Here is a 26,399-nt window from a genome sequence, read left to right on the forward strand (position 1 = left end):
GAGATGATTATCATGTTTTTTGCGAAAAAACTTACAGCAGAAGAAGCACAGCAATTAGGTGTTGATACTTGGGAAGCGTGGGTAGGTGAACCGAATAAAGGAACGTGGCATGTAGAAGAGCAGGAAGTTTTCTATGTGACAGACGGTGAAGTGTTTATTACTGTTGATAGAGAAAAATATCATATTACAAAGGATTGGGTCGTTTCCTTGGCTAAGGACCTTGTCTGTGAATGGGATTGTCCAGTATTTTTGAAAAAGAATTATAAAATGAACCATGAGATCAATCTGAAATAATGTGAAATGGGAAGTGGGCAAATGCTAAGCAGATGACTGCTCCTGCGTATTTAATGGCTAAGAAATTCAGAATAGTAAAGCGGAATGGAGATAAAGCCTAATGAACCAAAAAGCCGACATTGTTCTCTCAAGTAATGTTGACGAAATGTAGTGAAATTTATGCAAATAAGTTTACATACCGTCATATGAATACGCTTTCTTTTCCGGGTGCAATAAATATATAGGACGGTTATCTTAAAATAGGAGGTTTCACTATGATAGTAACGAAAAATGTACAAACGTTGAAAAATTATATTGGCGGACAATGGATCGAATCCACAAGTAAACAGATTGAAGATGTACCAAATCCAGCAACAGGAGAGATCATTGCTCGTGTACCGCTTTCGACTAAAGAAGATTTAGATAGAGCTGTAGCAACTGCTAAAGAAGCAGGTCTTCCAGATGGAGTACTAAATGTTGTGCATGGTGCACATGACGTCGTTAATGGCATTCTTGACAATGAGGATGTGAAGGCTGTATCTTTCGTTGGTTCTCAACCTGTGGCTGAGTATATATATATAACAGCAGCAGCTAACGGCAAACGTGTACAAGCTCTTGCAGGGGCAAAAAATCATTCGATCGTATTAAAAGATGCGGACCTTAGTTCTGCAGCGAAGGAAATTACAAATGCTGCCTTCGGTTCAGCCGGTGAACGATGCATGGCAGCGGCTGTTGTTGTCGTGGAAGAAGACGTTGCAGATGAGCTCGTTAATAGACTGCTTCAAGAGGCTAATGTTATTACTATTGGCAATGGCCTGGAAGAAGGTGTTTTCCTTGGTCCCGTTATTCGTGAAGGACATAAAGAGCGGACACTCGTCTACATTCAATCCGGTGTAGAGCAGGGAGCGACACTTATTCGTGAAGGACGTGAAGACGATGCAGCAAACGGCCAAGGTTATTTTGTTGGCCCAACGATTTTTGACAATGTGACACAGGAAATGAAAATCTGGCAGGATGAAATCTTCGCACCGGTTCTTTCTGTTGTACGCGTAAAAGACTTGACGGAAGCGATTAATGTTGCTAATGCATCGCCATTCGCAAATGGTGCATGCCTGTACACCAATAGCGCTAAAGCCATTCGTGAATTCCGTGAAGAAATTGATGCAGGTATGCTTGGAGTCAATCTTGGAGTTCCTGCTCCAATGGCATTCTTCCCATTCTCAGGTTATAAGAAATCCTTCTATGGTGATCTCCATGCAAATGGAAAAGATGGCGTAGAATTCTATACTCGCAAGAAAATGCTTACGGCTCGTTATTGAAAGAGCGATGTAAAATCATAAAAGGATAGAATGGAGTTGGTGATTGTGCAAACGACAGAACAAACACAAAATTTGCAAAAAGCAGATGAAAAGTACCTTTGGCATGCAATGAGAGGAGCAGCCCCTAGTCCAACGAATTTAATTATCACAAAAGCAGAAGGGGCATGGGTGACGGATATTGATGGAAACCGTTATTTAGACGGTATGTCCGGTCTTTGGTGCGTGAATGTTGGGTATGGTCGAAAAGAGCTTGCAAGAGCGGCTTTTGAACAGCTTGAAGAAATGCCGTACTTCCCTCTGACACAAAGTCATGTTCCTGCCATTAAATTAGCAGAAAAATTGAATGAATGGCTTGGTGACGAATACGTCATTTTCTTTTCTAACAGTGGATCGGAAGCGAATGAAACAGCGTTTAAAATTGCTCGTCAATATCATCAGCAAAAAGGTGATCATGGACGCTATAAGTTTATTTCACGCTATCGCGCTTACCACGGTAATTCAATGGGGGCTCTTGCAGCAACAGGTCAAGCGCAACGAAAGTACAAATATGAACCATTGGGGCAAGGATTTCTGCATGTAGCACCGCCTGATACGTATCGCAATCCAGATGATGTTCATACACTGGCAAGTGCTGATGAAATCGATCGTGTCATGACATGGGAGTTAAGCCAAACAGTAGCCGGCGTGATTATGGAGCCGATTATTACAGGGGGCGGAATTTTAATGCCTCCTGATGGATATATGGCAAAAGTAAAAGAAATTTGCGAGAAGCACGGTGCGTTGCTCATTTGTGATGAAGTTATATGTGGATTTGGCCGGACAGGGAAGCCGTTTGGGTTTATGAACTATGGCGTCAAACCAGATATCATTACAATGGCAAAAGGTATTACAAGTGCGTATCTTCCTTTGTCAGCAACAGCAGTCAGACGAGAGATTTATGAGGCATACATAGGCAGTGAAGATTATGATCGCTTCCGCCATGTGAATACGTTCGGAGGAAATCCTGCTGCTTGTGCCTTGGCTTTGAAGAATTTAGAAATTATGGAGAATGAGAAACTCATTGAACGTTCTCAAGAATTGGGTGAACGACTGTTATATGAACTAGAGGATGTAAAAGAGCATCCAAACGTAGGAGATATTCGCGGAAAAGGCCTTCTTTTAGGTATTGAACTAGTGGAAGATAAGCAAATGAAAGAACCGGCTGCCATTGAAAAGGTGAACAAAGTCATCAATGCTTGTAAAGAAAAAGGTCTAATTATTGGTAAAAATGGTGACACTGTTGCAGGTTACAATAATATTTTGCAGCTTGCTCCTCCATTAAGCATCACAGAAGAAGACTTTACTTTTATTGTTAAAACAATAAAAGAATGTTTATCTCAACTTTAACTAATTATAAATAAATCTTGTTAAAAAGCAGAATAGCATATTGAGAGATATAGCTTTAAATACTAAACGAATCACTCTAAAAGAGTAATTCCGAAAGGGCTGAGTTTATGAAAGCTGATGTTGTATTGATAAATGGAGAAGTTATTACAGTAGACCAAAAGAATACAGTAGTCGAAGCTGTAGCAATAAAAGATAATCGTATTGCAGTTGTTGGTTCAAATCAGGAGGTTAAGAGTTTTATAGGAGAAAAAACGGATGTAATTGACCTGCAAGGAAAAACGCTTCTTCCTGGATTCATTGATTCTCATATTCACCTCATTTCTCATGGGCTGAATCAGTTGGCGGTAAGTTGTAAAGCTGAACATATCGATTCTATCGAGGCTTTGTTAGATGACCTGAAAAAGAAAGCCTTAGAAACTCCTAAAGGTGAATGGATACGTGCCTGGGGCTTTAATGAAACCGCTGTGAAGGAAAAGCGTTATCCAACAATCGCTGAGCTGGATGAAATTTCAGTTGAACACCCCATTATTGTATCCCGCACTTGCAGCCATATAAGCGTGGTGAATAGCAAAGCTTTAGAAATTGCGCAAATTAACGAGAACACACCGGATTCTAATGGGGGAGTTATTGAAAAGAATCAGGCAGGAAGGCTTACAGGAAAGTTAATTGAAGCAGCAAATATGGAGATGAGCGAGGTTGCAAGTTATACAGAAAGTGAACTGATGAAGGCTGTGAAAATTGCATCAGATCATTTCGTTGCAGCGGGCATAACAAGTATACATGAGGCAGGTGGACATGGCCCTGAGAGTTACCGTTTACTGCAACAAGCTGTGAAGAGTAAGGATATTCGTGTCCGAATATATGCAATGATATGTCAGTTAAATAACTCCCATGAATTTGTTAATAAAATGGTCGAAGCTGGTGTGGTAACTGGTACCGGAGATGAGAGATTCAAAGTTGGACCAGCTAAATTGTTTACAGATGGAAGTAGCACCGGGCCTACAATTGCAACCCGTGAGTCGTACTCCAGTGACTCTAACAATTATGGTATTCTTTATTATAGTGAGGAAGAAATCTACCAAGTTCTAGGTGAAGCACATAAAAAAGGCTATCAAATCACTGTACATGCACAAGGTGATAAAGCCATTGAAATGTATTTAAATTGTGTAGAAAAGGCGTTGGAGGAATCACCAAGAAAAAACCACCGTCATCGGATTGAGCACGCGGGAATTTCTTCACCAGATTTACAAGAGAGAATGAAAAAACTCGAGGTGATTCCTATTCCAAATCCTCCATTTCCATATGAATTCGGAGAGATATATGTCCAACACTATGGTGATCGTGTTAATCACATGTACGCTGTTCGTGATTTTATTGATCGTGGCATCATGGCAGCAGGTGGATCGGACGCGCCAGTTACTGACTATAATCCTTTATTAGGAATTCATGTTGCTGTCAATAGAAAAAGCCAGTCTGGAATGGAGTTTGGTGCTAATCAATCTATAAGCGTAATGGAAGCTATTAAACTATACACCTGGAATGGCGCTTATGCGAGTTTTGAAGAAGAGATAAAAGGAAGCATAGAGGTCGGAAAGTTGGCGGATTTAGTTATACTAAATGACAGTATTTTAAGTGTCAACCCAAACCAAATTAAAGATTTAAAAGTAGAAACAACTATTATTGATGGTGAAATTATCTATCAAGAAGAACAATCAGTAAAAATTTAATATATTATAGTTTGCATACCACGTAACCCTTGTAATGTTACGTGGTGTTTGTTGGAACTGTAGATGCAGGATTAGGATTTACAATCGATGCGAAGATTATGATGGATGGTTCACCGCAATACAAAGTACGCAACAGCAAAGGTGCAACGTATTATGTAACTGCAAACGAAGCACATGTATATGCAAAGAATCTCTGTTGTACGATCAAAAGCCTTGCCAAAAACGACAAGGCTTTTCAATTTGTAAACTATAATTTTATACCAAATGTTGCGTGCAATAGGTCTGAATATTGTTGTTTTGTAATCTCTTCTTTACTCTTTTTCCCTTGCTTTGTTACTGTAAAACTATCTTTTGTTAAAGAAGCATGCCCGTCAGAAGTTAGTTTTACAATAAGAGGAACTTTATTAAAAGGAGAGTCTTTATGTTCTACAATTATCTTTTGAGCGTCATTTAATTTTCTTTCATCAACTTCTTCAATATAAAATGCATAGCCTAATGTCCATTCTTCAGATGAAGCAACATCTAGAAATTCATTATTCTTTTTCATCTCTAAAATATAGTTTCCTTTTGCAGTTGTTTCTTTTCGGATGCGATAGTCTCCGGTAACAGAGTGAACAGCTGCCCCTGAGAAAGGAACGGGTGAAAGGGGCAGGTATGAACCGAAACCGACTTCAATTAAATAAAGTTCATCATTATGTTTTAAAACGGTTGCCACATGTCCTGAATCAACAGCCCAAGTAGCAGAAGCGGCATTATAAACCGTCCCTGATACTAAATGAACAGCGAAACCGCAATCTTTAAGGAAGTAATACATCGTTGGATTCAATTCATAGCAAAGACCACCGCGATTATGAACTAAGATTTTTTCTTGGAGATGTTCTTTTGATATTTCTTTCACTGTTCCTTGAATAATATCCAAATTTTCAAATGGAACTGCTTGAGCCATTGCATGAAGGATTTCGTTTAAATCTTCAAATGAAATGGACTCTCTTTCTTGTATATTTAATCTGGAAAAGAATTGCTTTTGTAGTTCTGTCATGTAAATCGCTCCTTATCCATTTTACTTATATATAATTGTATTGAATGTTGAATAAGAAAACATCCCTAATACGTTGAATAAACAATCCATATATATACTTACGACTAAAGTATAATAAGAAGAATATTGTAAAGTATGGGACCTTTACTTCTGTCGTAACATATAGTATGATAATTTCAATAAATTAGATTTCAATGAACATAATTGTAAATTAATGAGAGGTGCTTTTTGTGAGTGCGGTAGGTTCTAAATAGGAAAAAATTGAATGAAATAAATCTAATGAGAACAGGGGATTTTTATATACTTCTAACCCCTAACTTTGTCATGGATTTATTTCAAATAACCTATGAAGATACCTACAATACTTTATAAAGCGTGTAATGATTATGGAATAGCCATATGTTTTTTTGAGATGGTTTTATTTCCTTATATATTGCACAGGCCTTGTAAATGTAAAAAGCTGCGGTATCTCCGCAGCTTTTTTGTGTTTATTTTTATCACATGAAAATCATATTTATTTAAATCTCATTGAAATCTAATAGGTAGGTATCTTCATTTATGATGTGAGTAAACCATAGTGAGGAGAATAGAAATTGAATAAAATGACTTTTGAAAAGTTGCAATATAATGAGTTAAAGGAAATAGTTAAATCATATTGCGTAAGTGGATTAGGAAAACAGTTGTTAAATAAATTGGAGCCAAGTACAAGTATAAAAGTAGTGAAAAATCGTTTGAATGAAACAACGGAAGCACGAGCGATATTGGATGCAGAAGGGCATGTTCCTTTTTTCGGAATTTCTAATATCGATAGTACCATTCAAAAATTGGAAAAGGGAATGATTTTAGATCCAACCGAGCTAGTTAGTGTATCAGACTTTTTACGAGGGTGTCGAAAGGTTAAAAAGTTTATGCTGGATAAAGAATTTTTTGCACCAGTACTAGCATCATATGCGAATTCAATGTCTGAATTCAAAAGTGTGGAAGAAGAAATTGATTTTTCAATTAAAGGAAATAGTATTGATTCTGCTGCAAGCAAAGAATTAAAACGAATACGAAATAATATCGACTCTTTAGAGGGGAAAATTAAGGAACGTTTAAGCAAATTTTTAAATAGTAGTGCAAATAAGAAATATATTCAAGAGTTCTTCATTAGTAAAAAAGACGATCGATATACGATTCCAGTGAAAGCTTCCTATAAAAATCAAGTTGCTGGAACAATTGTTGAAGTTTCTTCTAAAGGCTCTACTGTTTTTATAGAGCCAAATACAGTTACAAAATTAAACGTGGAACTAGCAAGTTTAAAAGCTGAAGAAGCGATGGAAGAATATCAAATATTAGCCACTTTATCTGGAATGATCTTAGAGGACATTTATAACATTAAGATTAATATGGAGCTGATTAGTCAATATGATATGGTGTTTGCAAAAGCGAAATTTAGTAAACATATTGGCGGGATAGAGCCGAAATTAAATGATTATGGGTATGTAAAGTTAGTTCATTGCAAACACCCATTATTAGCAGGTGAAGTTGTACCACTTCACTTTGAAATTGGCCGAAATTACCGAAGCTTAATTATTACAGGGCCAAATGCTGGAGGGAAAACGATTGTTTTGAAAACAATTGGATTATTAACATTGGCGACAATGTCAGGATTGCACATCGCTGGAGACAAGGAAACGGAAATTGCTGTTTTTGAAAATATCTTTGTAGACATTGGCGATAATCAAAGTATAGAAAATGCGCTAAGTACATTTTCATCTCATATGAAAAACCTTTCAGAAATCATGAGAGTATCAAATAATAATACGCTTCTACTATTTGATGAAATAGGCAGCGGTACGGAACCGAATGAAGGAGCGGCAATTGCAATTTCTATTTTAGAAGAATTTTATTATATGGGTTGTACGACTGTTGCAACTACTCATTATGGTGAAATTAAACGCTTTTCCGAAATGCACAGTGACTTTATGAATGCGGCGATGCAATTTAATAGTGAAACATTGGAACCAATGTATAAGTTAATGATAGGGAAATCAGGAGAGAGTAATGCGCTATGGATTTCTAGAAAAATGAACGTGCGAGAAAACGTACTGCAAAGAGCGAAAGGCTATATGGAAAATAAAGAGTACCGCTTAGAGCGAGTGAATGAAAGTAGACTGAGAAAGCCTAAGATTGTCAAAGAGAAAGCAGAAGAGAAGGATGAATATAAAAAAGGGGACCGTGTGAAATTATTAGACTATGATGACTTTGGAATTGTATATAAAGAAAAAGACAATTTTTTCAATATCGTTGTGTTTTATAATGCCCAATTCATTGAAGTAAACGTTAAGCGAATTTCTTTAGAAGTACAGGCAAAGGAATTATATCCAGAAGGGTATGATTTAGACACATTGTTTGTGGATTATAAAGAACGGAAAATGCAGCATGACATAGAGCGGGGATCGAAAAAAGCGCTGCGAAAAATTCAAAAAGAAATAAGAAAGAATAGAGGATAAGATGCTGTGAATATAAAGATTAGACAAGAACTTGAGAAAGATTATAACGGGGCAGAAGAGGTTGTAAAACAAGCATTTTTAAATGAAGCATTTAGCGATCAGAAAGAGCACGAACTTGTAAATCGTATCAGAAAATGTGATGCGTTTATTCCAGAGTTATCATTAGTGGCGGTAGATAAGGAAGTTGTTGGTCACGTTCTATTATCTAAAGTTAAAATAGTAGATGGTGATACATCTGTAGAGTCGTTAGCTCTTGCTCCAGTATCTGCTGCACCAGACTATCAGAAAAAGGGAATTGGAAGTCTGTTGATTTCTAATGTATTAAGAAAAGCAAAAGAGCTTGGGTATCATTCTGTAATTGTGCTGGGGCATAAAGATTATTATCCGAAATTCGGTTTTAAACCAGCTAGCATATGGAATATATGTGCGCCATTTGAGGTGCCAGACGAGGTGTTTATGGCAATGGAATTAACGGAGAATGCTCTTCAAAATATACAAGGAATAGTGCAATATTCGGAAGCTTTTTCTGAATAGAACGGAAAAAAGATAGTTAGAAGAAACCTTCTAGCTATCTTTTTTATTCTGATTTTTAAGTGGGAATTATCATGGTATCAATAAAATTTTTCCAGTACTTTTTCGACTCTCCAATAATCGATGTGCTTCAGCACCGTTTTCTAAAGAGAAAGTTGTTGGAGTTTGGATGTTTAATTTTCCAGCAGTAATCCAATCAAATAGTTGGCTTGAACGGTTTTTGCGTTCTTCATACGTTGTGAGTACGTTCCAAAGATCTCCGCCAGTTAAAGTTTTTGAAGTATCCATCAGCATTCGCGGATCAACAGGAGCAGGATCACCACCGGCCATTCCGTAAAATACGACGGTACCACCGATTTTTGTGGCTTTAAAGCTTTCTTCTAATGTAGAACCTATTGATTCGTATACAACATCTACACCATGTCCTTTTGTGATTTGTAGTATTTCTTCATGCCATGATTCTGAATATAAAAATACACGGTCCGCTCCAGCTGAATAGGCTGCTTCTGCTTTTTCTTTAGATGAAGTAAGGCCAATTACTTGCGCATCTCTCATTTTTATCATTTGAATGAGAAGTTGACCAACTCCTCCAGCAGCCGCGTGAACTAAAACAAAATCACCAGCTTTTACTTTATAGCTGTCTTGTGTTAAGTAATGCGCTGTTAACCCTTGTAATAAAACGGAAGACGCTGTCTCAAAGGAAATAGAGTTTGGGAGTGGAATCGCTTTTTCTTTTGGAACAGCTACTAACTCTGCATTTGCGAATGGTACATCAGCAAATGCAATGCGGTCTCCGATAGTAACATCGGTAACTTCAGCACCAATTTGCTCTACAATTCCTGAACCTTCATATCCTAGTATATAAGGTGGTTTACCGGCAAGATGATAGTCACCTCTTCGTCTATATATATCAGCAAAATTTAAGCCAATCGCTTTTGTGCGGACAAGAATCTCATTCGGTTTTATAGTTGGGTCTGAAACTTCTCGATATTTTAATACATCAGCATTTCCGAATTCGTCGAAACAAAGTGCTTTCATATGAAATACCTCCAATTTGTAGCATGTGTCAATATTGTTTGTTAATGGTTCTTATCATACAATACATATATCAATAGGAAAAGGGGATTATTCAGATAGAATCAATCGAAAATATCGATTAGAGGGAGGGAAGTGTCTTGGAGATAAAACAATTAATCACATTTAAAACAGCAGCGGAAAATTTGAATTTTACGCAGACTGCGAAAATATTGAATTTTGCTCAATCAAGTGTGACGGCGCAAATAAAAGCATTGGAAGCGGAGCTAGGAACAGCATTGTTCGAACGATTAGGAAAACGCCTTTTTTTGACTGAAGCAGGACGGAAGTTTCAACTATATGCGAATAAGATGATAGCGTTAAGTTATGAAGCGAAAATGGTTGTACAAGATCAGGAAAAATCATCTGGTACACTAGTGATTGGCGCGCAAGAAAGTCAATGTACATATAGGCTTCCTTCAATTTTAAAGGAATTTAAGACAAAATTCCCGCAAATAAGACTTATATTCAAACCTGCTCATTCAAATGAAGCTGTAAAAGAGCAACTGATGGAAGGGAAGTTAGATTTAGCCTTTATTTTAGATACGTGTAAAATAGAAGATGTTTTACATGTAGAGTCCTTGATTCAAGAAGAATTAAAAATAGTTGTTTGTCCTAACCATCCTTTACTTAAGAATCCTATAATTTCTACAAAGGATTTAGAAAGTGAAACGCTTTTATTAACAGAACTTGGCTGTTCATATCGAACTATATTTGAAGAGTTATTTCGTGCAGAAGGTGTATATCCTATAAATAAAATCGAGTTTGTTAGTGTGGAAGCAATTAAACAATGTGTCATTGCAGGACTGGGTATAGCGATTTTACCAGCGATGGTAGTAGAAAAAGAGATACAAGAAGGAACAATCGGAGAGTTGACTATGGAGAATACGATTGATCCTATCTTTACACAGATTGCTTGGCATAAAGATAAGTGGATTACAGCACCATTACAGCAATTTATAGATGTAACAAAAGCGTCATTTGTTCGAGTAGGTAAGTAAAGTTTATTGAATGGAGAAATATTTGCTGAAGACTGTGGAATAAAAGGACACGATATAAGCCTGTAATTATGCTGAGACGCTTTGGTATGAATAATTAGCATTTTTCTATAGGAAAGTAAAACGTAACAAGCCAACTTTTTATATGGAAGTTGGCTTGTTTTTGTTATCTTTAAAAATTTTAAGTTGTGCCACAATCATAATACTTATTACAACGAGTAAAAACCATGAACTAATTTTTCCGATATGAACAAGGCTCCATGTTTCTCGCTGATTTGGATATTGCCACGCTCCAAAGAAAGTAGCGATGTTTTCAGCAATCCAAATGAAAAATCCGATGAGGAAAAACGAGAGTATGAGCGGCATTTTATATGTAACTTCTTGCAAAGAAAATTGAACAAACGTACGAAAGAAGACAATAAATAAAAGAGCAGTTAAAGCCCAGCGAAAGTCATATAGAAAATGGTGTGTAAAAAAATTAAAATAAATCATGGCTCCTAGTGGTATAGTCCATATTTCCTTAGGCCATCTATGCATTTGTAAATGCAATCTTCTCCATGCTTGGCATATATAACTAGCCACACTTGCATACATAAACCCACTATAAAGCGGGACATCAAAAATTTTTGAATATGCTTCTTCAGGATAGCTCCATGAACCAAAATGAACTTTATAGATTTCTAGTAGGAGTCCGATAAGATGAAAAACAGCAATTACTTTCAGTTCATCTTTTGTTTCCATACCTGTTTTGTACATGATGTATTGCATAAGAAGGCATACGATAAGGATAAAATCATAACGATAAAGTCCTGGAATCGTTATGATTTTTGAAAGAGCGAGTGTTATAAAAATAACGACAGGGAAAATACAAGATAAAGCTTGTTGGTAAGTAAAGAAGAGAAGTTGCTTGAGATAAAACATAGTTTCTCCTTTCGCATGACGGCATGTTTTATATGGAATTTTGATAATAAATCACTATACTATAATTTTCGTAAAAAGGAAAACTCTTATAATGTTGTAGATTCAGATAAATATATGTGCTCACTTTTAAGTTTCATCCTGAAAAAATTAGATTGCCATTTCAAAAAAAGTAAAGCTATAATACTAAATGAAAATGATAATTATTATCAATTATAATTATAAATTAGAAGTGATTCTAAAAAACAATTGAATATAGAGGATGAAATGAAACATGTTACATAGTTCTTCAGTACATGCTGTTAAAAATCGTCCTTTCGAAATCATTTCACAAGAAGTATTACCTGATTTTGATGCAGATGCAATCTTCGTTGTTGTAAATAGAGATGATAAAGCGAAAGAAGCTTTTAAACAATTACAAGACACATCAATTTGGAAAGATTTAAAAGCAGTTAAAGGGAAGCATGTATATATTATTCATGACCAACCGTGGCTTGATTATTCTGCTTTAGGAAATAAAATGGCAATGGATGAAGCGGAAAAAATGTTTACGAAATAACGAATTTTAAGAAAAGTGTTCCTATAGATGTAGGTATATAAGAAAAGACTCTTCAATTTGGAGAGTCTTTTCTTATTAGTAGTATAAAAAGGTATTTAAAATAAATATTGTTTGAATAAATAGAAGATTCTATAATGAATGTAATCATATAAAAAGGAGCTGTGCCAATGTTATCGCTTATTGTAAATATCCCATCATTACTGAAGACTATGGAACAAGGGGATAGATAGTCCTGATAAACTACAGAGCTATCCCCATAATTGAAAAGGGGGATTTTTGAAATGAACACGAAATTGAATAATCTTTTTTTAGGCGAAAATATTAAGTTATCAGCAATTAGAGCTGAAGATGTTGAACAAATGGCCATTTGGCAAGAGGACAGTGAATATTTAAGAAATGTAGATACGGATATAGCGATTCTACAATCTTCACATGAAATAAAGGAAAATGAGCTATTAATAGGGAGAAAGTCAAATAGTGTTTCTTTTATGCTAAGAACGATTCAAGGTGATAGTTTAATTGGCTTTGTGGCACTTCATAGCATAGAGTGGAATAATAGAGCTGGCTTGCTAGCAATTGGTATAGGTGATAAAAATTATAGAGGTAAGGGATATGGTACGGAAGGATTACGCCTTATTCTGAAATATGCTTTTTACGAATTAAACTTACATCGTGTAGGTCTCGATGTTATTTCATATAATAAATCGGCAATTGAAGTATATAAAAAGGTTGGATTTAAGGTGGAGGGATGTATGAGAGAAGCTGTTCAGCGAGATGGGAAGAGCTTTGATCGCATCATAATGGGGATATTGCGAAATGAATGGATAGCTATGTTAAGTTAATTTATCCCTCTATTTGCGGGCAGTAACACTTCCGCCTCAAAGTTCGGCGAAAGCAAAGGAGTTAGTTTGGAGGTGAACTGCTCGTAAAACCCGATTGCTGAGGTGGGATTAAAGTTTCATTTTATGTGACTATTTGTGGACAGTTTGCTTTTATACGAAAACCATTTTAAGAAAGCGGTTGCTATCTATTTTTTTGAATGTTAACATTTAACTGGATATAATGTATGGACAGGATTGTTACTGGTAATTCGGGCAAAACCATACACCATTCATTTTGAATACTAAATCAGTTAAAGGTGATCAATATGAAAATAGCTAAAGTAATAAATAACAATGTTGTAAGTGTTTTCAACGATCAAAGTGTAGAATTAGTTATAATGGGAAGGGGCATTGCTTTTCAGAAAAGACCAGGTGATGAAGTTGATGAGGAAAGAATTGAGAAAGTGTTTGAACTGAAAAATAAGGATGTCTCAGACAAATTTAAAACACTCTTATATGAAATTCCGATAGAATATATGGAAGTTTCGGAAGAGATAATTAGTTATGCGAAAACAAAATTTGGAAGAGAGTTAAATGATAGTATATATGTTTCTCTTACAGATCATATTCATTTCGCAATTGAAAGAAATAAGAAGGGTCTAGATATAAAAAATGCGTTACTTTGGGAAATCAAAAGACTTTATAAAGATGAATTTTCAATTGGTAAAGAAGCTTTGAATAAAATGGAAAATAAGCTTGGAATCATCCTACCTGAAGATGAGGCTGGATTTATAGCCATGCACATTGTGAATGCAGAATTAAATGAAGAAATGCCAAACATCGTTAATATAACGAAGGTAATGCAAGATATACTGAATATCGTTAAATATCACTTTAAAATAAGTTTTGATGAAGAGTCTTTAAATTATTATCGTTTTGTAACTCATTTAAAGTTTTTTGCACAAAGGTTGTTTAGCGACACATATGTGGAAAGCAAAGATGATTTTTTATTTGAGGCTGTTAAGAATAAGCATATAGAGGCATACGAATGTACAGAAAAAATAAATGAGTATATAAAGAAACAATATACACGTGAATTAACTAGTGAAGAAATGCTTTACTTAACGATTCATATTCAACGGGTAGTGAACAGGAAATAACGGAGAGGTACTATTTTTATATTCGTAAATAGTATTTGAGATAAAAAGAAAGCGTTGACATTGAATCGAATCTATGTTAATTTTTAAGCATAAATTAAATAATGTACTTAGGATTGTTACTGATTAAGCAGGCAAAACCTAAATTGCTAAAGGATAGGATGAATATCATCTTGTGCTATAGTGATTTAGGTTTTTTTATGCAAAAAAAGTGTGATGTAGGATAGTGAGTCAAAAAATGAATATAAAAGTAATGTTGCAGGATTGTTACTGGCTAAGCAGGCAAAACCTGGATTAATACTTTGTGATTGGAATTTTATGTTCCATTTCAAAGCATTAATTCAGGTTTTTTCTTTTTACTGCGATTTTACACGCGCTTTTTAGTAGTGTCCTAAGGTGACAAAGTAATTAGGAAATTTTAAGGAACAGAGGGAGTGAAAAATCATGAGTAATAACAATTTGGCAAAAGATGTACTTAGACTAGTTGGCGGAGAAAAAAATGTCTCGAACCTTGTGCATTGTGCAACGAGATTACGATTTAAACTAAAGGATAGTAAACAGGCTGATAAATCAGCGATTGAAAATTTGGATGGGGTATTGAGTGTTGTTGAAACTGGTGGACAATTCCAGGTGGTAATTGGAAGTGAAGTTGCTGATGTTTACAAAGACATTGTCAAACTAGGAGATTTAGGAACATCTTCTCAGTCATCAGAGGAAGAAAAGGGAACGATTGCAACGAGAATTTTTGATGTGATTTCACGTAGCTTTACCCCACTATTAGGGGCACTTGCTGGAGCAGGTATGCTAAAAGCAGTGTTAACCGTACTTGTTATGTTAGGATGGCTATCAGAAAAGAGTGGAACGTATCACATTTTATCAGCAGCTGGGAATGCAGTATTTTATTTTCTACCTATTTTTCTTGGGATCACGCTTGCAACAAAGTTAGGTGCTAACCCTTATGTAGGTGGTACGATTGGTGCTGCGTTGCTTGAGCCAAACTTTACAGGGTTATTAAAGCAGGCTGGAGATGTTTCTGACTTTTTAGGTATTCCGGTTGTACTCATGAATTATTCATCTACAGTGTTTCCAGTCTTCATAGCTGTTAGCATTTATGCTGTTTTAGAAAAGTTATTGAAGAAGATCATTCATAAAGATTTACAAATGTTCTTAGTGCCAATGTTATCTTTAGTAATTATCGTTCCATTAACTGTAATCGCTTTCGGACCTTTTGGTGTATATGTAGGAGATGGGATTGGTGCTGTAATTGGCTTCTTGAGCACAAAGAGTGGCATAATAACAGGAGCTGTGATGGGAGCTGCTTGGACGTTCCTAACAATTTTAGGTCTTCACTGGGGAATTGTACCTATTATAATGGCAAACCTTGCTGCAGGTGGTGACCCAATTATTGCTATGGCGGCTGCTGCACCGTTTGCTCAAATGGGAGTAGCACTTGGTATTTTCTTGAGAGTAAAAGATAAGAAAGTGAAGACATTTGCTGGATCTACTTTACTACCAGGTTTATTGGCAGGTGTGACAGAACCAATTATTTACGGATTGTTAATGCGTTATAAACGTACCATTCCTTACGTCATCGCTGCTGGAGCTATTGGGGGAGCAATAAGTGGTTTCTTAGGAGTACAACAAAAATCTTTTGGATTCCCGAGTTTGTTAACGACTCCAGCATTCTCACCAATGCTACTTTATGTAATAGTGATAGCGGTGGCATTTGGGATTGCGGCACTTCTTACAATGATGTTTGGATTTGAAGACAAAAAGCAAAATGCAGTATCAGGTCATAAAGAGGAAAAAGATAAATCACTTGTAAAAAAAGAGATCCTTGTGAGCCCGCTAGTAGGAGAAATTAAGCCATTATCAGAAGTAAATGATCAAGTATTTTCATCAGAAGCAATGGGAAAAGGTATTGCAATTGAGCCAACAATTGGACAAGTTGTTTCACCTGTTAGCGGTGTAGTGTCAACTGTATTTCCAACAGGACATGCAATTGGGATTATATCAAATGAAGGTGCGGAAATATTAATCCATATAGGAATTGATACGGTTCAGCTTGAAGGGAAATATTTTTCATCACGTATAAAACAAGGGGATCAAGTGAAACAAGGCGATCTATTGGTTGATTTTGAGATTGAAAAAATTAAAGAAGCTGGTTACCAGGTTACAACGCCTATTATTATTACAAATACAAGTAATTATTTAAGCATTGTAGAAATGAAGAAAGGTATAGTTAAAGAAAAAGAAGAAATATTGACGCTTATTATTTAGGCTTACCTTACTTTCTATATTTGTTAGGTAGACATGGTTTAGGACATTGAAATGTTCGAGAAGGTAATGCTTATCATAGTGAACATCATATTTGTGAAATATTGAAACGTATAAAAGGAGTGGAAAACATCTACAATTTGTTTAGAAGGAAAGTAAGGAATAAGAGTCTTATATAAAAACGAATCGGAGGAAAAAGGGCATGAAATATGAAAATTTAAAACAGTTTCCTGAGAATTTTTTCTGGGGAGGATCAACATCAGCTTATCAAATTGAAGGGGCTTGGAATGAAGATGGTAAAGGGCCATCAGTAATTGATATGGCAAATCATGTAGAAGGTGTGACGGACTTTAAAGTAGCAAGTGATCATTACCATCGTTATCAAGAAGATATTGCATTATTAGCTGAGATGGGATTTAAAGCGTATCGATTCTCAATTGCATGGACACGTATTTTTCCAAATGGATCAGGGGAAATAAATCCAAAAGGGGTTGAGTTTTACAATAACTTGATTGATGAGTTAATAAAAAAGAACATCGAACCAATTGTGACTATGTATCATTTTGATTTACCATATGCCCTGCAAGAAAAAGGTGGTTGGTCTAGCCGTGAAACAATCGATGCGTTTGAACAGTATGCAAAAACGTTGTTTAAGACTTTTGGAGATCGTGTAAAATATTGGCTAACAATCAATGAACAAAATATGATGATTCTCCATGGTTCGGCAATAGGTACAGTGGATCCTAATTTAGAAAATCCTGAAAAAGAATTATATCAACAAAATCACCATATGTTATTAGCCCAAGCGAAAGCAATGAAACTATGTCATGAAATTTTGCCAGAAGCAAAGATTGGACCAGCACCAAACATTGTAACGATTTATCCAGCAAGCTCTAAACCAGAAGATATTCTTGCAGCGGGTAATTATGCTGCAATCCGAAACTGGTTGTATTTAGATATGGCAGTATATGGACGATATAACAATATTGCATGGGGTTACCTAGAGGAAAAAGGATATACACCAGTAATCGAAGAAGGGGATATGGATATTTTAGCAGGGGCGAATCCAGACTTTATTGCATTTAACTATTATACTTCTCAAACGATCGCTCAAAGTATGGGCGATGAAACGGATGTGAATCATACCGGTGACCAGCACATTACTACAGGAGAACCAGGTGTATATAAAGGACATACGAATCAATATTTGAAGAAAAATGAGTTTGGTTGGGAAATTGACCCAATAGGATTTAGAACAACATTACGCGAAATTTATGATCGCTATCATTTACCGTTAATTGTTACTGAAAACGGATTAGGTGCTTTTGATAAGCTAGAGGAAGGCGATATAATCAATGATTCGTATCGTATTGATTTCTTGAAAAAACACATTGAACAGCTCCAATTAGCGATTACTGATGGGGTAGAGGTATTTGGTTTTTGTCCTTGGTCAGCTATTGACCTTGTTAGTACACATCAAGGGTCTAGTAAACGTTATGGATTTATCTATGTAAATCGTGATGAATTTGATTTGAAAGATTTACGTCGTATCCGTAAACAAAGTTTTTATTGGTATAAAAATATAATAACGTCTAATGGTGAAACGTTAGGCTGACATAGAAAGTGAAAGAGGAGATCTAGTAGATTTTAATCTACTAGATCTTTTTTAAAGAAGAGAATTAAATGTTTAACAAACTATTATTTTGAGTTCATAAAGTACTGAAATACAGTGGATTACTAGTAATGAAAACTTTACTATAAAACATATTCTTTTTCCTGCATATGGTTTGCAGGAAAAAGAATATGTGCTGGCGAAATTTTACAACATATGGATTGGAATAAGGAGCCGTGGCAGATGAATTTAGAAAAACCAAAACCAGTAAATGACGAGATAGCCGAATTAAAAGAACTTGTAAAAGAATTACATGGTAGTGTACATCAATTACAAAGTGAAGTCCAACAGCTTAGACATGAAAGACCAATTGTTGAAGTTAAAAAAGGGGTTCAATTGTCACCAACAATCGTTGGACAAATTGGTGGCATTATTTTGGGGGCACTTGCGATTATTGGAATATTTTTTTAGTAAAAAAAGGTTTGCAGCATATTGCTGCAAACCTATTTACATTAAATAACGTAAATATATATAAACATGTGATAATAATAATGCAATGATTGTTAAGGGCAAGCCAATTTTTAAGAAATCAAGGTAAGAAAATCCGTGTCCTTCGCGGTTAGCAATACCCGCAACAACTACGTTTGCTGATGCTCCGATTAACGTTCCGTTTCCTCCTAAGCAAGCACCAAGTGATAATGCCCACCATAGTACTTCAATTTGAGGAGAATCAACAGAAAGCCCAAGTCCTGAAGCTAAATCTTGAATAAGCGGAATCATCGTTGCGACAAATGGAATATTATCAATAGTAGCTGATGCCACGCCTGATACCCATAAGATAAGAATCGCTGCAAAACCGATATCACCATTTGTTACATCGAGAACTTCTTTAGCAAGTGATGAAATCAGACCGATATCAATTAATCCGCCAACAAGAATAAACAATCCAGCGAAGAAGAAAATCGTTACCCATTCTACATGAGCAAAGACATCTTCTAATTCATGTTGTTTCACGCCAATTAGCATGAGGAGTGTTGCACCGGTCATCGCGATAACTGCCGCATCTACATGAATAATTGAGTGAAGAACAAAGCCGAGAATTGTCAAACCTAAAATGGAAAGGGATTTTAGGAGTAAGCTTCGATCACGAATATAGTCTTTTTCATTTAGTGCCATAAGCTTAGCAATTTGTTCAGATGTTGTTTTTAATTTTTTCCGGTACATCAGATAAATAATGCCTAATGTAACAATGGAAATAATAAGTACAATGGGTGTTAAATTGAGTAAAAAGGCATTAAAGTCTAAGTGCTTATTGGCGGATCCGATCATTATGTTTGGAGGATCACCAATTAGTGTTGCGGTACCACCAATATTTGAAAATAATACTTCAGAAATCAAATAAGGAACAGGTTGCACCTTTAAAATACGCGTGATCGATAGTGTAACAGGAACGATTAATAATACGGTTGTTACATTATCTAAAAATGCAGAGCCGACTGCGGTTAATAGGGATAAAAATAATAAAATTCGAATGGGCTTTCCGCCGGCTGCTTTTGCTGCTTTAATGGCTACATATTCAAATACACCAGATTGACTCGTAATATGTACGAGAATCATCATTCCAATTAAAAGGGTAATGGTTTCCCATTGGATATGCGATGTAAAGGCAGTATGTAAGTCTACAATACCAAAAATAATCATAATGGCAGCACCGAACAGTGCAATCACAGCACGGTTCAATTTCTCGGAAATAATAAATCCGTATGTCACTAAAAATACGGCGATTGCAAAATAATATTGCCAATTTGCTACTTCATGTGCTGAATGTTCCAACATGTCACCTTCTTTAAAAATATGTATTAAATTGTCGAAATATATCCCTCCGCATAAACTCTATTGTAGCAAATTCAAAAAAGAAAGAAAACTATTTACGGATAGTGAGGGAATAGTAAAATTTCATATACAATGCTAAAAATAAAAAAACAAAATGCAAATTATTATGCAAAGTGAACTTTGTCCTCTAATATAGAGATAGCAATTTACATTATTTTTGCGTAAAATGGTTTAAAGAGGTGAAATCCGATGGAAATAGTAAAAGATAGTGCTGTTATTCAACATGAAATCGAACGTTTTGTAAATAAAGATGTATATATTCATTTAGAAACGACAAATGGAGCATACGCTTCACATTTTAATGAAAAAATGATGACAGTCGGAGCGTTCATTCGAAATGCGATTATTCGTTTTGAACGTGGGAAAATAACAGGAACAAATCCATACCGAGTTGGTCTCAAAATGGATCACGGCTGGGTATATGCTGAAGGTATTACGCATTGGGAAGTAGACGAGCAAAATCGTCTGTTACTAGCGGGACATGATAATAAAGGGCGCTTAGCTGTAGCACTTGAGTTAAGCTTAACACCATTTAAATAAAAAGGAGGGGAAAGTATGGAAAGACATGTGCTTGTTGTATTCCCGCATCCAGATGATGAATCATTTGCGGCGGGAGGAACAATTAGTTTATTAAGAAAGCAAGGAGTACCTGTAACTTATGCGTGCGGAACGCTTGGACAAATGGGACGCAATATGGGTAAGAACGTTTTTGCTAATCGCGAAACGATTCCAAATATCCGTGAAAAGGAATTAAAAGATGCGTGCGAAGCAATGGGCATTGAAGATTTAAGAATGCTTGGTTTCCACGATAAAACATTAGAATTTGAAGATGTAGATTTTGTAGCAGATAAAATTGAAACAGTGATTCGCGATGTACAGCCATCACGAATTATTACATTCTATCCAGAACACGGAGTTCATCCAGACCATGATGCATTTGGTCGTGCTACAGTTCGTGCAGTATCACGTATGCCAAAAGAAACACGCCCGGTCATTCATGCAGTTGCGATTACAAAAAATCGTGAAGAAGTATTAGGGGAACCAGATGTGGTGAATAACATTAGTGAAGCGTTTGATCAAAAGTTAGCAGCTTTACGTGCGCATCGTTCTCAAACGGAAGCAATGCTTGAAGAAACAGAAGTGAAGTTGCAAAACAAAGATGCTGCAACATTAAAATGGTTACAACTTGAACAATTTTGGACTTATAAATGGGAGTAGGTTAGAAGATTTTCTTCTAGTCTTCCTTACATACAAAAGCGATGTCACATTGTGGCATCGCTTTTTCTGTTAGATAGGCACTTCTTACTTGAATAGCACATACACTACAGCAAATCTTGAAAAGAGGAGGCCTATATGTACTATTCATATGAAGATGTGTTCGGTTATTTTCGAGATGGTTATGAGATAAGTGGTGAAGTGGTTGCATTAGTCGATCCATACGTTGTACAAACATTGCAATCTATAGTTGGAAAAAGAATTGTGGTTGAAACAATTCGAGGGAGTGTAAGTGGTACATTGCGAAGTGTAAAACCAGATCATATTGTATTAGAGGAAACAGAAATACCTATGTTTGTTCGAGTGCAGCAAATTGTGTGGTTTGCACCTGAAAAATAAAAGTGGTTTGTAGATGAATTACGAGAGTGAAGCTAAGAACCTACTATGCTAATTAGTAGGTTTTTTATATACAAAATGGGGAGAGAAATACAAATCAAGAGTAATTGAGAAAGCCTAAATTTCAATGAAGAGGAAGTTTTAAAACATAGCCATCATTTTTTTAACAATAGGGAGTAGAATAACAACATTTTGTTTCGAATTGTTGCTGTTGTTGATGTTTGTTACACCCTACATTTTGAATGATTTTTTTAATAGAATCATAAACCAAACAAGGCTAAGACCAATGATAGAGTGAGAGATTCCGATGATATAGGTTAATCCTTTGAAATCAGCTCCATTTAGTTGCAGAAGTCCTCGAGTTGCCAGTGAAGAAAGTGTTAAAATTAATCCAATATTATGGACGATGAACCACATATTAAAACCCTTCATTTTATGGAATGAAAATGCTTTTGCTAGCGCTAAGGCAATTAAAAAGAATAAAAATCCAAGTACGAGTGTATGCGTATGTAAAAGATTTAGCAGAGTAGACCCTAGAATCCCCTTTGATTTTGCATATTCTCTAGCGAATATACCTGATAATAAACCGATAACTAAATATGTGAACGATGCATAATATAATTTTTTCATCTTATACCTCCTGATGTAGAATCTGTAATGTTGGTTTTTGATTCGTAAATTCCTATTGTATTTTCAAATCATGGTAGTTACATAACAAAGATTCCTAGTTTTCCAGGAGTCATGATATAACAGGTTTAAAATTATTTTATCATAATTATAGGGTATTCGATTATATGAAATAATTGAAATTTGTGTGAACAAAGAGGGAGTGTAAGAATCAGATTTAATGGGTTAATTGAAGGAATAACAATGAACATTCTATTCATATGAAGTTGATATAACATAATAATTCTAAGAATAAAAACAAACTTCCTAGAAAGTCTTCCTTTCTATCTGTCTTTTGGAGTAAAATTATTCCTGTGCTTTAATTTTTTGGATAGGGAAGGATAATTCTATGAAATCTTTAATAAAAGTAACATGTACAGCATTTTTGCTTACAAGCTTAATGGCAGCTTTGTAGTGAGGAAACTACAACAAAGCAAGAAGTGACTACTCAATCAAAGAAATCAGAAGAAATGTCTGAAGAAAAAAGAAAGGAACAGAGTGCACTACTATATGGAGAAATTGCAAAAGGTGGATACTACAGAGCAACAGTTGAAAATGCAAAATATGAAAAAGTAGATGGAATAGGGCGCATTGTAGCTCGTGTTACAATCAATAACGCTCGGGCCGATGAAAAGGCAATTGATCTTTCAGAAATACAGTATTTTGTTAAAGATGAAAAGACGGGAAAAAAATATGAAGGTCAAGTTATGCCTATGTACGAAGAGAAATTCAAAAGTGTTCCAGCTGGCTACTCTTTAACTTTTGACGCTTCATTTAAGACGGAAAATTCACCAAAAGATTTCAATAATATGTATCTATATATGGATAGTAAGCTTGATCCATTTGGAGATATCCATTGGAAACTTGATAATCTAGTATCTAAATGAAAAGATGTCTAATTTAGACATCTTTTCTTGTTTAGTGAGTTGTCTATACTATTTATTTCTAATTTGTATAATTTTATATGATAGCAAGTTATCGTGTTGTAAATAGATGTAGTATTTTTATACCATTGAGAAGTTTTAGCCCTTTGCTTCTTTGGTTATATTCATGACACTCACTATTCACTCGGTAGAGTTCATGTTGCAGAGATTTTGAAGAAAACTCACATTTTCCAGTTTATAGAAAATGTTTGTTGTGTTAAAATATCAGAAAAATCAAATAATAAAAGGTGGATAAGAAATATGTCTATATTAGAGAAAATTAAAGAAAATGTTTCGAAAGTCATTGTAGGCAAGGAAGAAGTAATTGACTTAGCGATGATCGCGCTAGTCGCAAACGGGCATGTTTTATTAGAAGATGTACCAGGAACGGGAAAAACAACATTAGCTAAAACACTTGCTAAAAGTATTGATGGAGCCTTTCAACGTATTCAGTTTACGTCTGATACATTGCCTGGTGATGTAGTAGGATTAGAGTATTTTGATATGAAAGAGAGTGATTTTAAAACAAGGAAGGGTCCTATTTTTGCAAATCTAGTTTTAGTAGATGAAATTAACAGAGCTGTTCCGCGCACACAATCAGCGTTGTTAGAGGTAATGGAGGAACGTACGGTAACAATTGCGGGAGTAACGCATGTATTACCAGCTCCGTTTATTGTGTTAGCTACACAAAATCCGTTAGAATCGGCAGGGACATTTGCACTTCCAGATGCGCAGTTAGATCGATTTCTATTAACAATTCGGCAAGGATATCCAGATCGTACATATGAAAAAGAAATGTTAAAACGATTTAAAGAAAACAATCCATATAACCACTTGGAAAGCGTTGTATCTCTTTCTGACATATTGGAGTTGCAGGAGCAATCTAAAAAAATTCATATACACGATGAGGTGGAGGAGTACTTGCTTGATATTGTAGAAGCGACGCGAAAGCATGATTTAGTAGAAATTGGAGTTAGTCCACGAGGGTCTTTAGCTTTTATGAGAGCTGCTCAGGCAAGGGCTTTATTAAAGGGGCGGGAATATGTAACTCCTGATGATTTGAAAGCTTTGGCATCCCCGGTTTGTGCCCACCGGTTAACGTTAACAATTGAAGGCGATATGAAAACAACAAAAGTAGATGTACTGCAAGGAATTTTAGAAAAAATTGCAGTTCCAGTGGAAAGTGTATGAACGAAATAATAAAAAAGAAAAATCCGTTGCTGGAACCCCTCTTTATAGGGGGAATCGGAGTTTTTTGTCTTATACTCGTCGTATTTACAAATCAATTTTTAATTGTGGCTGCCTTTTTGTTTTACTTGTTGCTAGTTGGATTTATATATGTGTATATGAAAGCAATCATGAAAGTGAGATGGGATATTTCTCAAAGCCAAAAGAGGCTCTTCATTAACGAAAGAGGGGAATGTGTAGTGCAAATTATAAATGAGGCACGTTTCCCAATTTTTAAAGCAGCTCTTCAGTTTCGCTCTGATGAACAAGTGGAATGGGAAACGGATCAGAAGATGCAGCGTTCACATCACTCTTATCAAATTCCTCTCCAAATAGAAGGAAGAGATATGATCACAATTACGTTAGAGGGAAATGCGAATGAAAGAGGAAAACAAGGCTGGCAAGCTGCGGAACTTATGATATCAGATCCATTTGGTCTTCTGACTTATTACTTGTCTATTGAAGAAAAGAAACTCCCTGAATTTCATATTCTTCCGCAAATGTCGAAAGTAACAATACCAGAAATGACAACATGGAAACACGGATTTCGAAGAGCGGCTGTTTCTCCTTTATATGATGAAACGAAAATAGTAGGTGTGAAAGAATATGAGGGGGAATCGTTTCGCTCGATCCATTGGGGAGCAACTGCGAAAACTGGGGTAATTAGTGCGAAAAAGTATGAATATACACAAGGTGATCGGTATGCGCTGTATGTAAATCTATTAGGTAAAACAGGATATACGCTTCGTACGGATATGGAATATTTAATTCAAGTCGCTGCTGGTATATGCCGGGAGTTAATCTCACAAGACTGCTCGTTCGAACTATGGATAAATGGCGTACGGGAACAAGGTGTTATTCATTTAAAAGGAGGAAAGCACCGAAAACAACTCTATAAAGCAATGGATTTGTTGTCCTCATTAACGGAAAAAGATACACCGCTGAATGCGCATTTCTTTTATCAAACAGGATTCAGAAGACAAGAAGCAGGGTGTATCCCATTAATTATTGGATATCCACCTGAAAAACAAAAAGGGTGGATACAAATTGTGAAGTAAAGGGAGGAACGGTGAATAAATTGAAATGGGGATCACGTATTATATTTTGTTTCCTAGCTATTGGTCTTTGCTTTATATTAGCGATTGGAATAACGAAAGGCGCTTTTTTCGCAAAGGAACAGGTAATAGATTCTTCTCAATCAAAGGTAGGAGAGGGTAGTGAACCGCTAACACCAAGAAAATCGAAAATTATAGAAGAAGGAACGCCGATGGAACCAGGGGAGGATTCAGGAGTATTATATGAAATTGAAGATCCACCAGATTTTAATAAAGATGGATATTATAAGAAAGGGGATTTCAAAGGAATTCCTCGAGATAGAAAGGTGCCAATTGGTGGCGAAGAGTTTCTAGGAGTTAGCACTGGAAATATATTTATACAAATTGGCATCCTTTTCTTAGTGATGTTAATCGTATTTTTCATCTTTCGCCGTATGCGGAATAAGAAGCAGCAGATTCATAATATATCTTTAAAACAAAAAGAAATACGAAAAGTTGAGGGGAATGCAGAACAAGAGGATCAAGATAGTTTCATACTTCCAATAGAAGAAGTAAGAGCAATGCTAATCAAATGGGAATTGACATTACCGAAGTTTGAAAAGAGAAGGTTTCAAGAAACGGTTCAACAATGGTTTTCCCGTATTCGCAAAAGCGATACTATTATTCCAATTTATGAGAAAGTAAGATATGGGGAAGGAACTGCTTCAAATGAGGAATTACAGATGATGCGGAGATGGATAAATGAAAATGTAAAGAAAAATTTATAGTGAAAAAAGAGATAGAAGGAGAAAGTTTGTTATTAGCGGAAGTATTACTGTATTGTTTCATCCAAAATGAT

The 26,399-nt window shown here is 35.7% G+C and carries 23 protein-coding genes and 3 pseudogenes; 21 read left to right on the forward strand and 5 right to left on the reverse strand.

Annotated features, from left to right (window positions below; translation table 11 throughout):
* Positions 1-12: 12 nt before the first annotated feature.
* The 5 genes and pseudogenes from ACM6HU_RS01315 to ACM6HU_RS01335 form a co-directional block, all read left to right on the forward strand.
* On the forward strand, positions 13-294 hold the full coding sequence (locus tag ACM6HU_RS01315) for a cupin domain-containing protein (RefSeq protein ID WP_016115567.1): 282 nt from the start codon (positions 13-15) through the stop codon (positions 292-294).
* Between the two features lie 254 nt (positions 295-548).
* The gene (locus ACM6HU_RS01320; protein ID WP_414847958.1) at positions 549-1,592 is read left to right on the forward strand and encodes an aldehyde dehydrogenase family protein; all 1,044 of its coding nucleotides are present in this window, start codon (positions 549-551) and stop codon (positions 1,590-1,592) included.
* Positions 1,593-1,622: 30 nt separating this feature from the next.
* The gene (locus ACM6HU_RS01325; RefSeq protein ID WP_275857899.1) at positions 1,623-2,978 is read left to right on the forward strand and encodes an aspartate aminotransferase family protein; all 1,356 of its coding nucleotides are present in this window, start codon (positions 1,623-1,625) and stop codon (positions 2,976-2,978) included.
* Positions 2,979-3,085: 107 nt separating this feature from the next.
* Positions 3,086-4,705, forward strand: a complete 1,620-nt coding sequence (locus ACM6HU_RS01330) for an amidohydrolase (protein ID WP_414847959.1) — start codon at positions 3,086-3,088, stop codon at positions 4,703-4,705.
* Between the two features lie 53 nt (positions 4,706-4,758).
* Positions 4,759-4,893: pseudogene (locus tag ACM6HU_RS01335) on the forward strand (N-acetylmuramoyl-L-alanine amidase); the annotation flags it as partial.
* A gap of 59 nt (positions 4,894-4,952) precedes the next feature.
* On the opposite strand, the gene ACM6HU_RS01340 reads toward ACM6HU_RS01335, so the two are convergent.
* Entirely contained in the window at positions 4,953-5,744 is a 792-nt protein-coding gene (locus ACM6HU_RS01340; RefSeq protein ID WP_414847960.1) for an arylamine N-acetyltransferase family protein, read from the reverse strand.
* 593 nt (positions 5,745-6,337) lie between these two features.
* Here ACM6HU_RS01340 and ACM6HU_RS01345 point away from each other — a divergent pair.
* Both ACM6HU_RS01345 and ACM6HU_RS01350 read left to right on the forward strand, forming a co-directional pair.
* Positions 6,338-8,239, forward strand: a complete 1,902-nt coding sequence (locus ACM6HU_RS01345; RefSeq protein ID WP_414847961.1) for an endonuclease MutS2 — start codon at positions 6,338-6,340, stop codon at positions 8,237-8,239.
* A gap of 6 nt (positions 8,240-8,245) precedes the next feature.
* Positions 8,246-8,773, forward strand: coding sequence for a GNAT family N-acetyltransferase (locus tag ACM6HU_RS01350; protein ID WP_016115559.1), 528 nt, complete (start codon positions 8,246-8,248; stop codon positions 8,771-8,773).
* A 69-nt stretch (positions 8,774-8,842) separates the two neighbouring features.
* Here the strand turns inward: ACM6HU_RS01350 and ACM6HU_RS01355 are convergent, their stop codons facing one another.
* The gene (locus ACM6HU_RS01355; RefSeq protein WP_016115558.1) at positions 8,843-9,808 is read right to left on the reverse strand and encodes a quinone oxidoreductase family protein; all 966 of its coding nucleotides are present in this window, start codon (positions 9,806-9,808) and stop codon (positions 8,843-8,845) included.
* Positions 9,809-9,945: 137 nt separating this feature from the next.
* On the opposite strand from ACM6HU_RS01355, the gene ACM6HU_RS01360 reads away from it, so the two are divergent.
* Positions 9,946-10,845 carry a LysR family transcriptional regulator gene (locus tag ACM6HU_RS01360; RefSeq protein WP_016115557.1) on the forward strand — a complete coding sequence of 300 codons (900 nt, stop codon included), beginning with the start codon at positions 9,946-9,948 and terminating at the stop codon, positions 10,843-10,845.
* A 138-nt stretch (positions 10,846-10,983) separates the two neighbouring features.
* Here ACM6HU_RS01360 and ACM6HU_RS01365 read toward each other — a convergent pair whose 3' ends face one another.
* On the reverse strand, positions 10,984-11,763 hold the full coding sequence (locus tag ACM6HU_RS01365) for a DUF817 domain-containing protein (protein WP_414847962.1): 780 nt from the start codon (positions 11,761-11,763) through the stop codon (positions 10,984-10,986).
* A 304-nt stretch (positions 11,764-12,067) separates the two neighbouring features.
* Here ACM6HU_RS01365 and ACM6HU_RS01370 point away from each other — a divergent pair.
* The 6 genes and pseudogenes from ACM6HU_RS01370 to ACM6HU_RS01395 form a co-directional block, all read left to right on the forward strand.
* Positions 12,068-12,319 (forward strand): annotated as a pseudogene (locus ACM6HU_RS01370) (hypothetical protein); the annotation flags it as partial.
* Positions 12,320-12,600: 281 nt separating this feature from the next.
* Positions 12,601-13,161 (forward strand): GNAT family N-acetyltransferase, encoded by a 561-nt coding sequence (locus ACM6HU_RS01375; protein WP_275857896.1) that lies wholly within the window; start codon positions 12,601-12,603, stop codon positions 13,159-13,161.
* 305 nt (positions 13,162-13,466) lie between these two features.
* Positions 13,467-14,300, forward strand: coding sequence for a BglG family transcription antiterminator LicT (licT, locus tag ACM6HU_RS01380; protein ID WP_275857895.1), 834 nt, complete (start codon positions 13,467-13,469; stop codon positions 14,298-14,300).
* A 441-nt stretch (positions 14,301-14,741) separates the two neighbouring features.
* A complete protein-coding gene (locus ACM6HU_RS01385) occupies positions 14,742-16,577 on the forward strand; it encodes a beta-glucoside-specific PTS transporter subunit IIABC (RefSeq protein ID WP_275857894.1) in 1,836 nt (611 codons plus the stop codon).
* Between the two features lie 199 nt (positions 16,578-16,776).
* The gene (locus ACM6HU_RS01390) at positions 16,777-18,189 is read left to right on the forward strand and encodes a glycoside hydrolase family 1 protein (protein WP_275857893.1); all 1,413 of its coding nucleotides are present in this window, start codon (positions 16,777-16,779) and stop codon (positions 18,187-18,189) included.
* A gap of 240 nt (positions 18,190-18,429) precedes the next feature.
* Complete coding sequence (locus tag ACM6HU_RS01395; protein ID WP_275857892.1) at positions 18,430-18,657, forward strand: hypothetical protein; 228 nt, start codon at positions 18,430-18,432, stop codon at positions 18,655-18,657.
* A gap of 36 nt (positions 18,658-18,693) precedes the next feature.
* Here ACM6HU_RS01395 and ACM6HU_RS01400 read toward each other — a convergent pair whose 3' ends face one another.
* On the reverse strand, positions 18,694-20,019 hold the full coding sequence (locus ACM6HU_RS01400) for an ArsB/NhaD family transporter (protein WP_016115551.1): 1,326 nt from the start codon (positions 20,017-20,019) through the stop codon (positions 18,694-18,696).
* A 249-nt stretch (positions 20,020-20,268) separates the two neighbouring features.
* On the opposite strand from ACM6HU_RS01400, the gene ACM6HU_RS01405 reads away from it, so the two are divergent.
* From ACM6HU_RS01405 to ACM6HU_RS01415, 3 genes are all read left to right on the forward strand, one after another.
* Positions 20,269-20,619 (forward strand): YojF family protein, encoded by a 351-nt coding sequence (locus tag ACM6HU_RS01405; protein ID WP_016115550.1) that lies wholly within the window; start codon positions 20,269-20,271, stop codon positions 20,617-20,619.
* 15 nt (positions 20,620-20,634) lie between these two features.
* Entirely contained in the window at positions 20,635-21,297 is a 663-nt protein-coding gene (gene bshB2 / locus ACM6HU_RS01410; protein ID WP_016115549.1) for a bacillithiol biosynthesis deacetylase BshB2, read from the forward strand.
* 135 nt (positions 21,298-21,432) lie between these two features.
* On the forward strand, positions 21,433-21,693 hold the full coding sequence (locus ACM6HU_RS01415; protein WP_016115548.1) for a YuzF family protein: 261 nt from the start codon (positions 21,433-21,435) through the stop codon (positions 21,691-21,693).
* Positions 21,694-21,921: 228 nt separating this feature from the next.
* Here the strand turns inward: ACM6HU_RS01415 and ACM6HU_RS01420 are convergent, their stop codons facing one another.
* Positions 21,922-22,320 (reverse strand): DUF2871 family protein, encoded by a 399-nt coding sequence (locus ACM6HU_RS01420; RefSeq protein ID WP_016115547.1) that lies wholly within the window; start codon positions 22,318-22,320, stop codon positions 21,922-21,924.
* A gap of 385 nt (positions 22,321-22,705) precedes the next feature.
* On the opposite strand from ACM6HU_RS01420, the pseudogene ACM6HU_RS01425 reads away from it, so the two are divergent.
* The 4 genes and pseudogenes from ACM6HU_RS01425 to ACM6HU_RS01440 all read left to right on the forward strand — a co-directional run bounded on the left by ACM6HU_RS01425 (position 22,706) and on the right by ACM6HU_RS01440 (position 26,328).
* A pseudogene (locus tag ACM6HU_RS01425) lies at positions 22,706-23,243 on the forward strand (hypothetical protein).
* A gap of 297 nt (positions 23,244-23,540) precedes the next feature.
* Positions 23,541-24,470, forward strand: a complete 930-nt coding sequence (locus ACM6HU_RS01430; protein WP_016115545.1) for an AAA family ATPase — start codon at positions 23,541-23,543, stop codon at positions 24,468-24,470.
* Positions 24,467-25,564 carry a DUF58 domain-containing protein gene (locus ACM6HU_RS01435; RefSeq protein ID WP_016115544.1) on the forward strand — a complete coding sequence of 366 codons (1,098 nt, stop codon included), beginning with the start codon at positions 24,467-24,469 and terminating at the stop codon, positions 25,562-25,564. The genes ACM6HU_RS01430 and ACM6HU_RS01435 overlap by 4 nt, the downstream gene beginning before the upstream one ends.
* An 11-nt stretch (positions 25,565-25,575) precedes the next feature.
* Positions 25,576-26,328, forward strand: a complete 753-nt coding sequence (locus ACM6HU_RS01440) for a hypothetical protein (RefSeq protein ID WP_016115543.1) — start codon at positions 25,576-25,578, stop codon at positions 26,326-26,328.
* Positions 26,329-26,399: the final 71 nt, after the last annotated feature.

The sequence above is a fragment of the Bacillus sp. IT-79MI2 genome (assembly GCF_949768135.1).
Taxonomy (GTDB): domain Bacteria; phylum Bacillota; class Bacilli; order Bacillales; family Bacillaceae_G; genus Bacillus_A; species Bacillus_A pseudomycoides.

What these genes read in the sequence shown, in the direction of transcription:
- ACM6HU_RS01315 (WP_016115567.1), top strand. Translation starts at nt 13, where the DNA reads ATGTTTTTTGCGAAAAAACTTACAGCAGAAGAAGCACAGCAATTAGGT.
- ACM6HU_RS01320 (WP_414847958.1), top strand. Translation starts at nt 549, where the DNA reads ATGATAGTAACGAAAAATGTACAAACGTTGAAAAATTATATTGGCGGA.
- ACM6HU_RS01325 (WP_275857899.1), top strand. Translation starts at nt 1,623, where the DNA reads ATGGAGTTGGTGATTGTGCAAACGACAGAACAAACACAAAATTTGCAA.
- ACM6HU_RS01330 (WP_414847959.1), top strand. Translation starts at nt 3,086, where the DNA reads ATGAAAGCTGATGTTGTATTGATAAATGGAGAAGTTATTACAGTAGAC.
- ACM6HU_RS01340 (WP_414847960.1), bottom strand. Translation starts at nt 5,744, where the DNA reads ATGACAGAACTACAAAAGCAATTCTTTTCCAGATTAAATATACAAGAA.
- ACM6HU_RS01355 (WP_016115558.1), bottom strand. Translation starts at nt 9,808, where the DNA reads ATGAAAGCACTTTGTTTCGACGAATTCGGAAATGCTGATGTATTAAAA.
- ACM6HU_RS01365 (WP_414847962.1), bottom strand. Translation starts at nt 11,763, where the DNA reads ATGTTTTATCTCAAGCAACTTCTCTTCTTTACTTACCAACAAGCTTTA.
- ACM6HU_RS01375 (WP_275857896.1), top strand. Translation starts at nt 12,601, where the DNA reads ATGAACACGAAATTGAATAATCTTTTTTTAGGCGAAAATATTAAGTTA.
- licT (WP_275857895.1), top strand. Translation starts at nt 13,467, where the DNA reads ATGAAAATAGCTAAAGTAATAAATAACAATGTTGTAAGTGTTTTCAAC.
- ACM6HU_RS01385 (WP_275857894.1), top strand. Translation starts at nt 14,742, where the DNA reads ATGAGTAATAACAATTTGGCAAAAGATGTACTTAGACTAGTTGGCGGA.
- ACM6HU_RS01390 (WP_275857893.1), top strand. Translation starts at nt 16,777, where the DNA reads ATGAAATATGAAAATTTAAAACAGTTTCCTGAGAATTTTTTCTGGGGA.
- ACM6HU_RS01395 (WP_275857892.1), top strand. Translation starts at nt 18,430, where the DNA reads ATGAATTTAGAAAAACCAAAACCAGTAAATGACGAGATAGCCGAATTA.
- ACM6HU_RS01405 (WP_016115550.1), top strand. Translation starts at nt 20,269, where the DNA reads ATGGAAATAGTAAAAGATAGTGCTGTTATTCAACATGAAATCGAACGT.
- bshB2 (WP_016115549.1), top strand. Translation starts at nt 20,635, where the DNA reads ATGGAAAGACATGTGCTTGTTGTATTCCCGCATCCAGATGATGAATCA.
- ACM6HU_RS01415 (WP_016115548.1), top strand. Translation starts at nt 21,433, where the DNA reads ATGTACTATTCATATGAAGATGTGTTCGGTTATTTTCGAGATGGTTAT.
- ACM6HU_RS01420 (WP_016115547.1), bottom strand. Translation starts at nt 22,320, where the DNA reads ATGAAAAAATTATATTATGCATCGTTCACATATTTAGTTATCGGTTTA.
- ACM6HU_RS01430 (WP_016115545.1), top strand. Translation starts at nt 23,541, where the DNA reads ATGTCTATATTAGAGAAAATTAAAGAAAATGTTTCGAAAGTCATTGTA.
- ACM6HU_RS01435 (WP_016115544.1), top strand. Translation starts at nt 24,467, where the DNA reads ATGAACGAAATAATAAAAAAGAAAAATCCGTTGCTGGAACCCCTCTTT.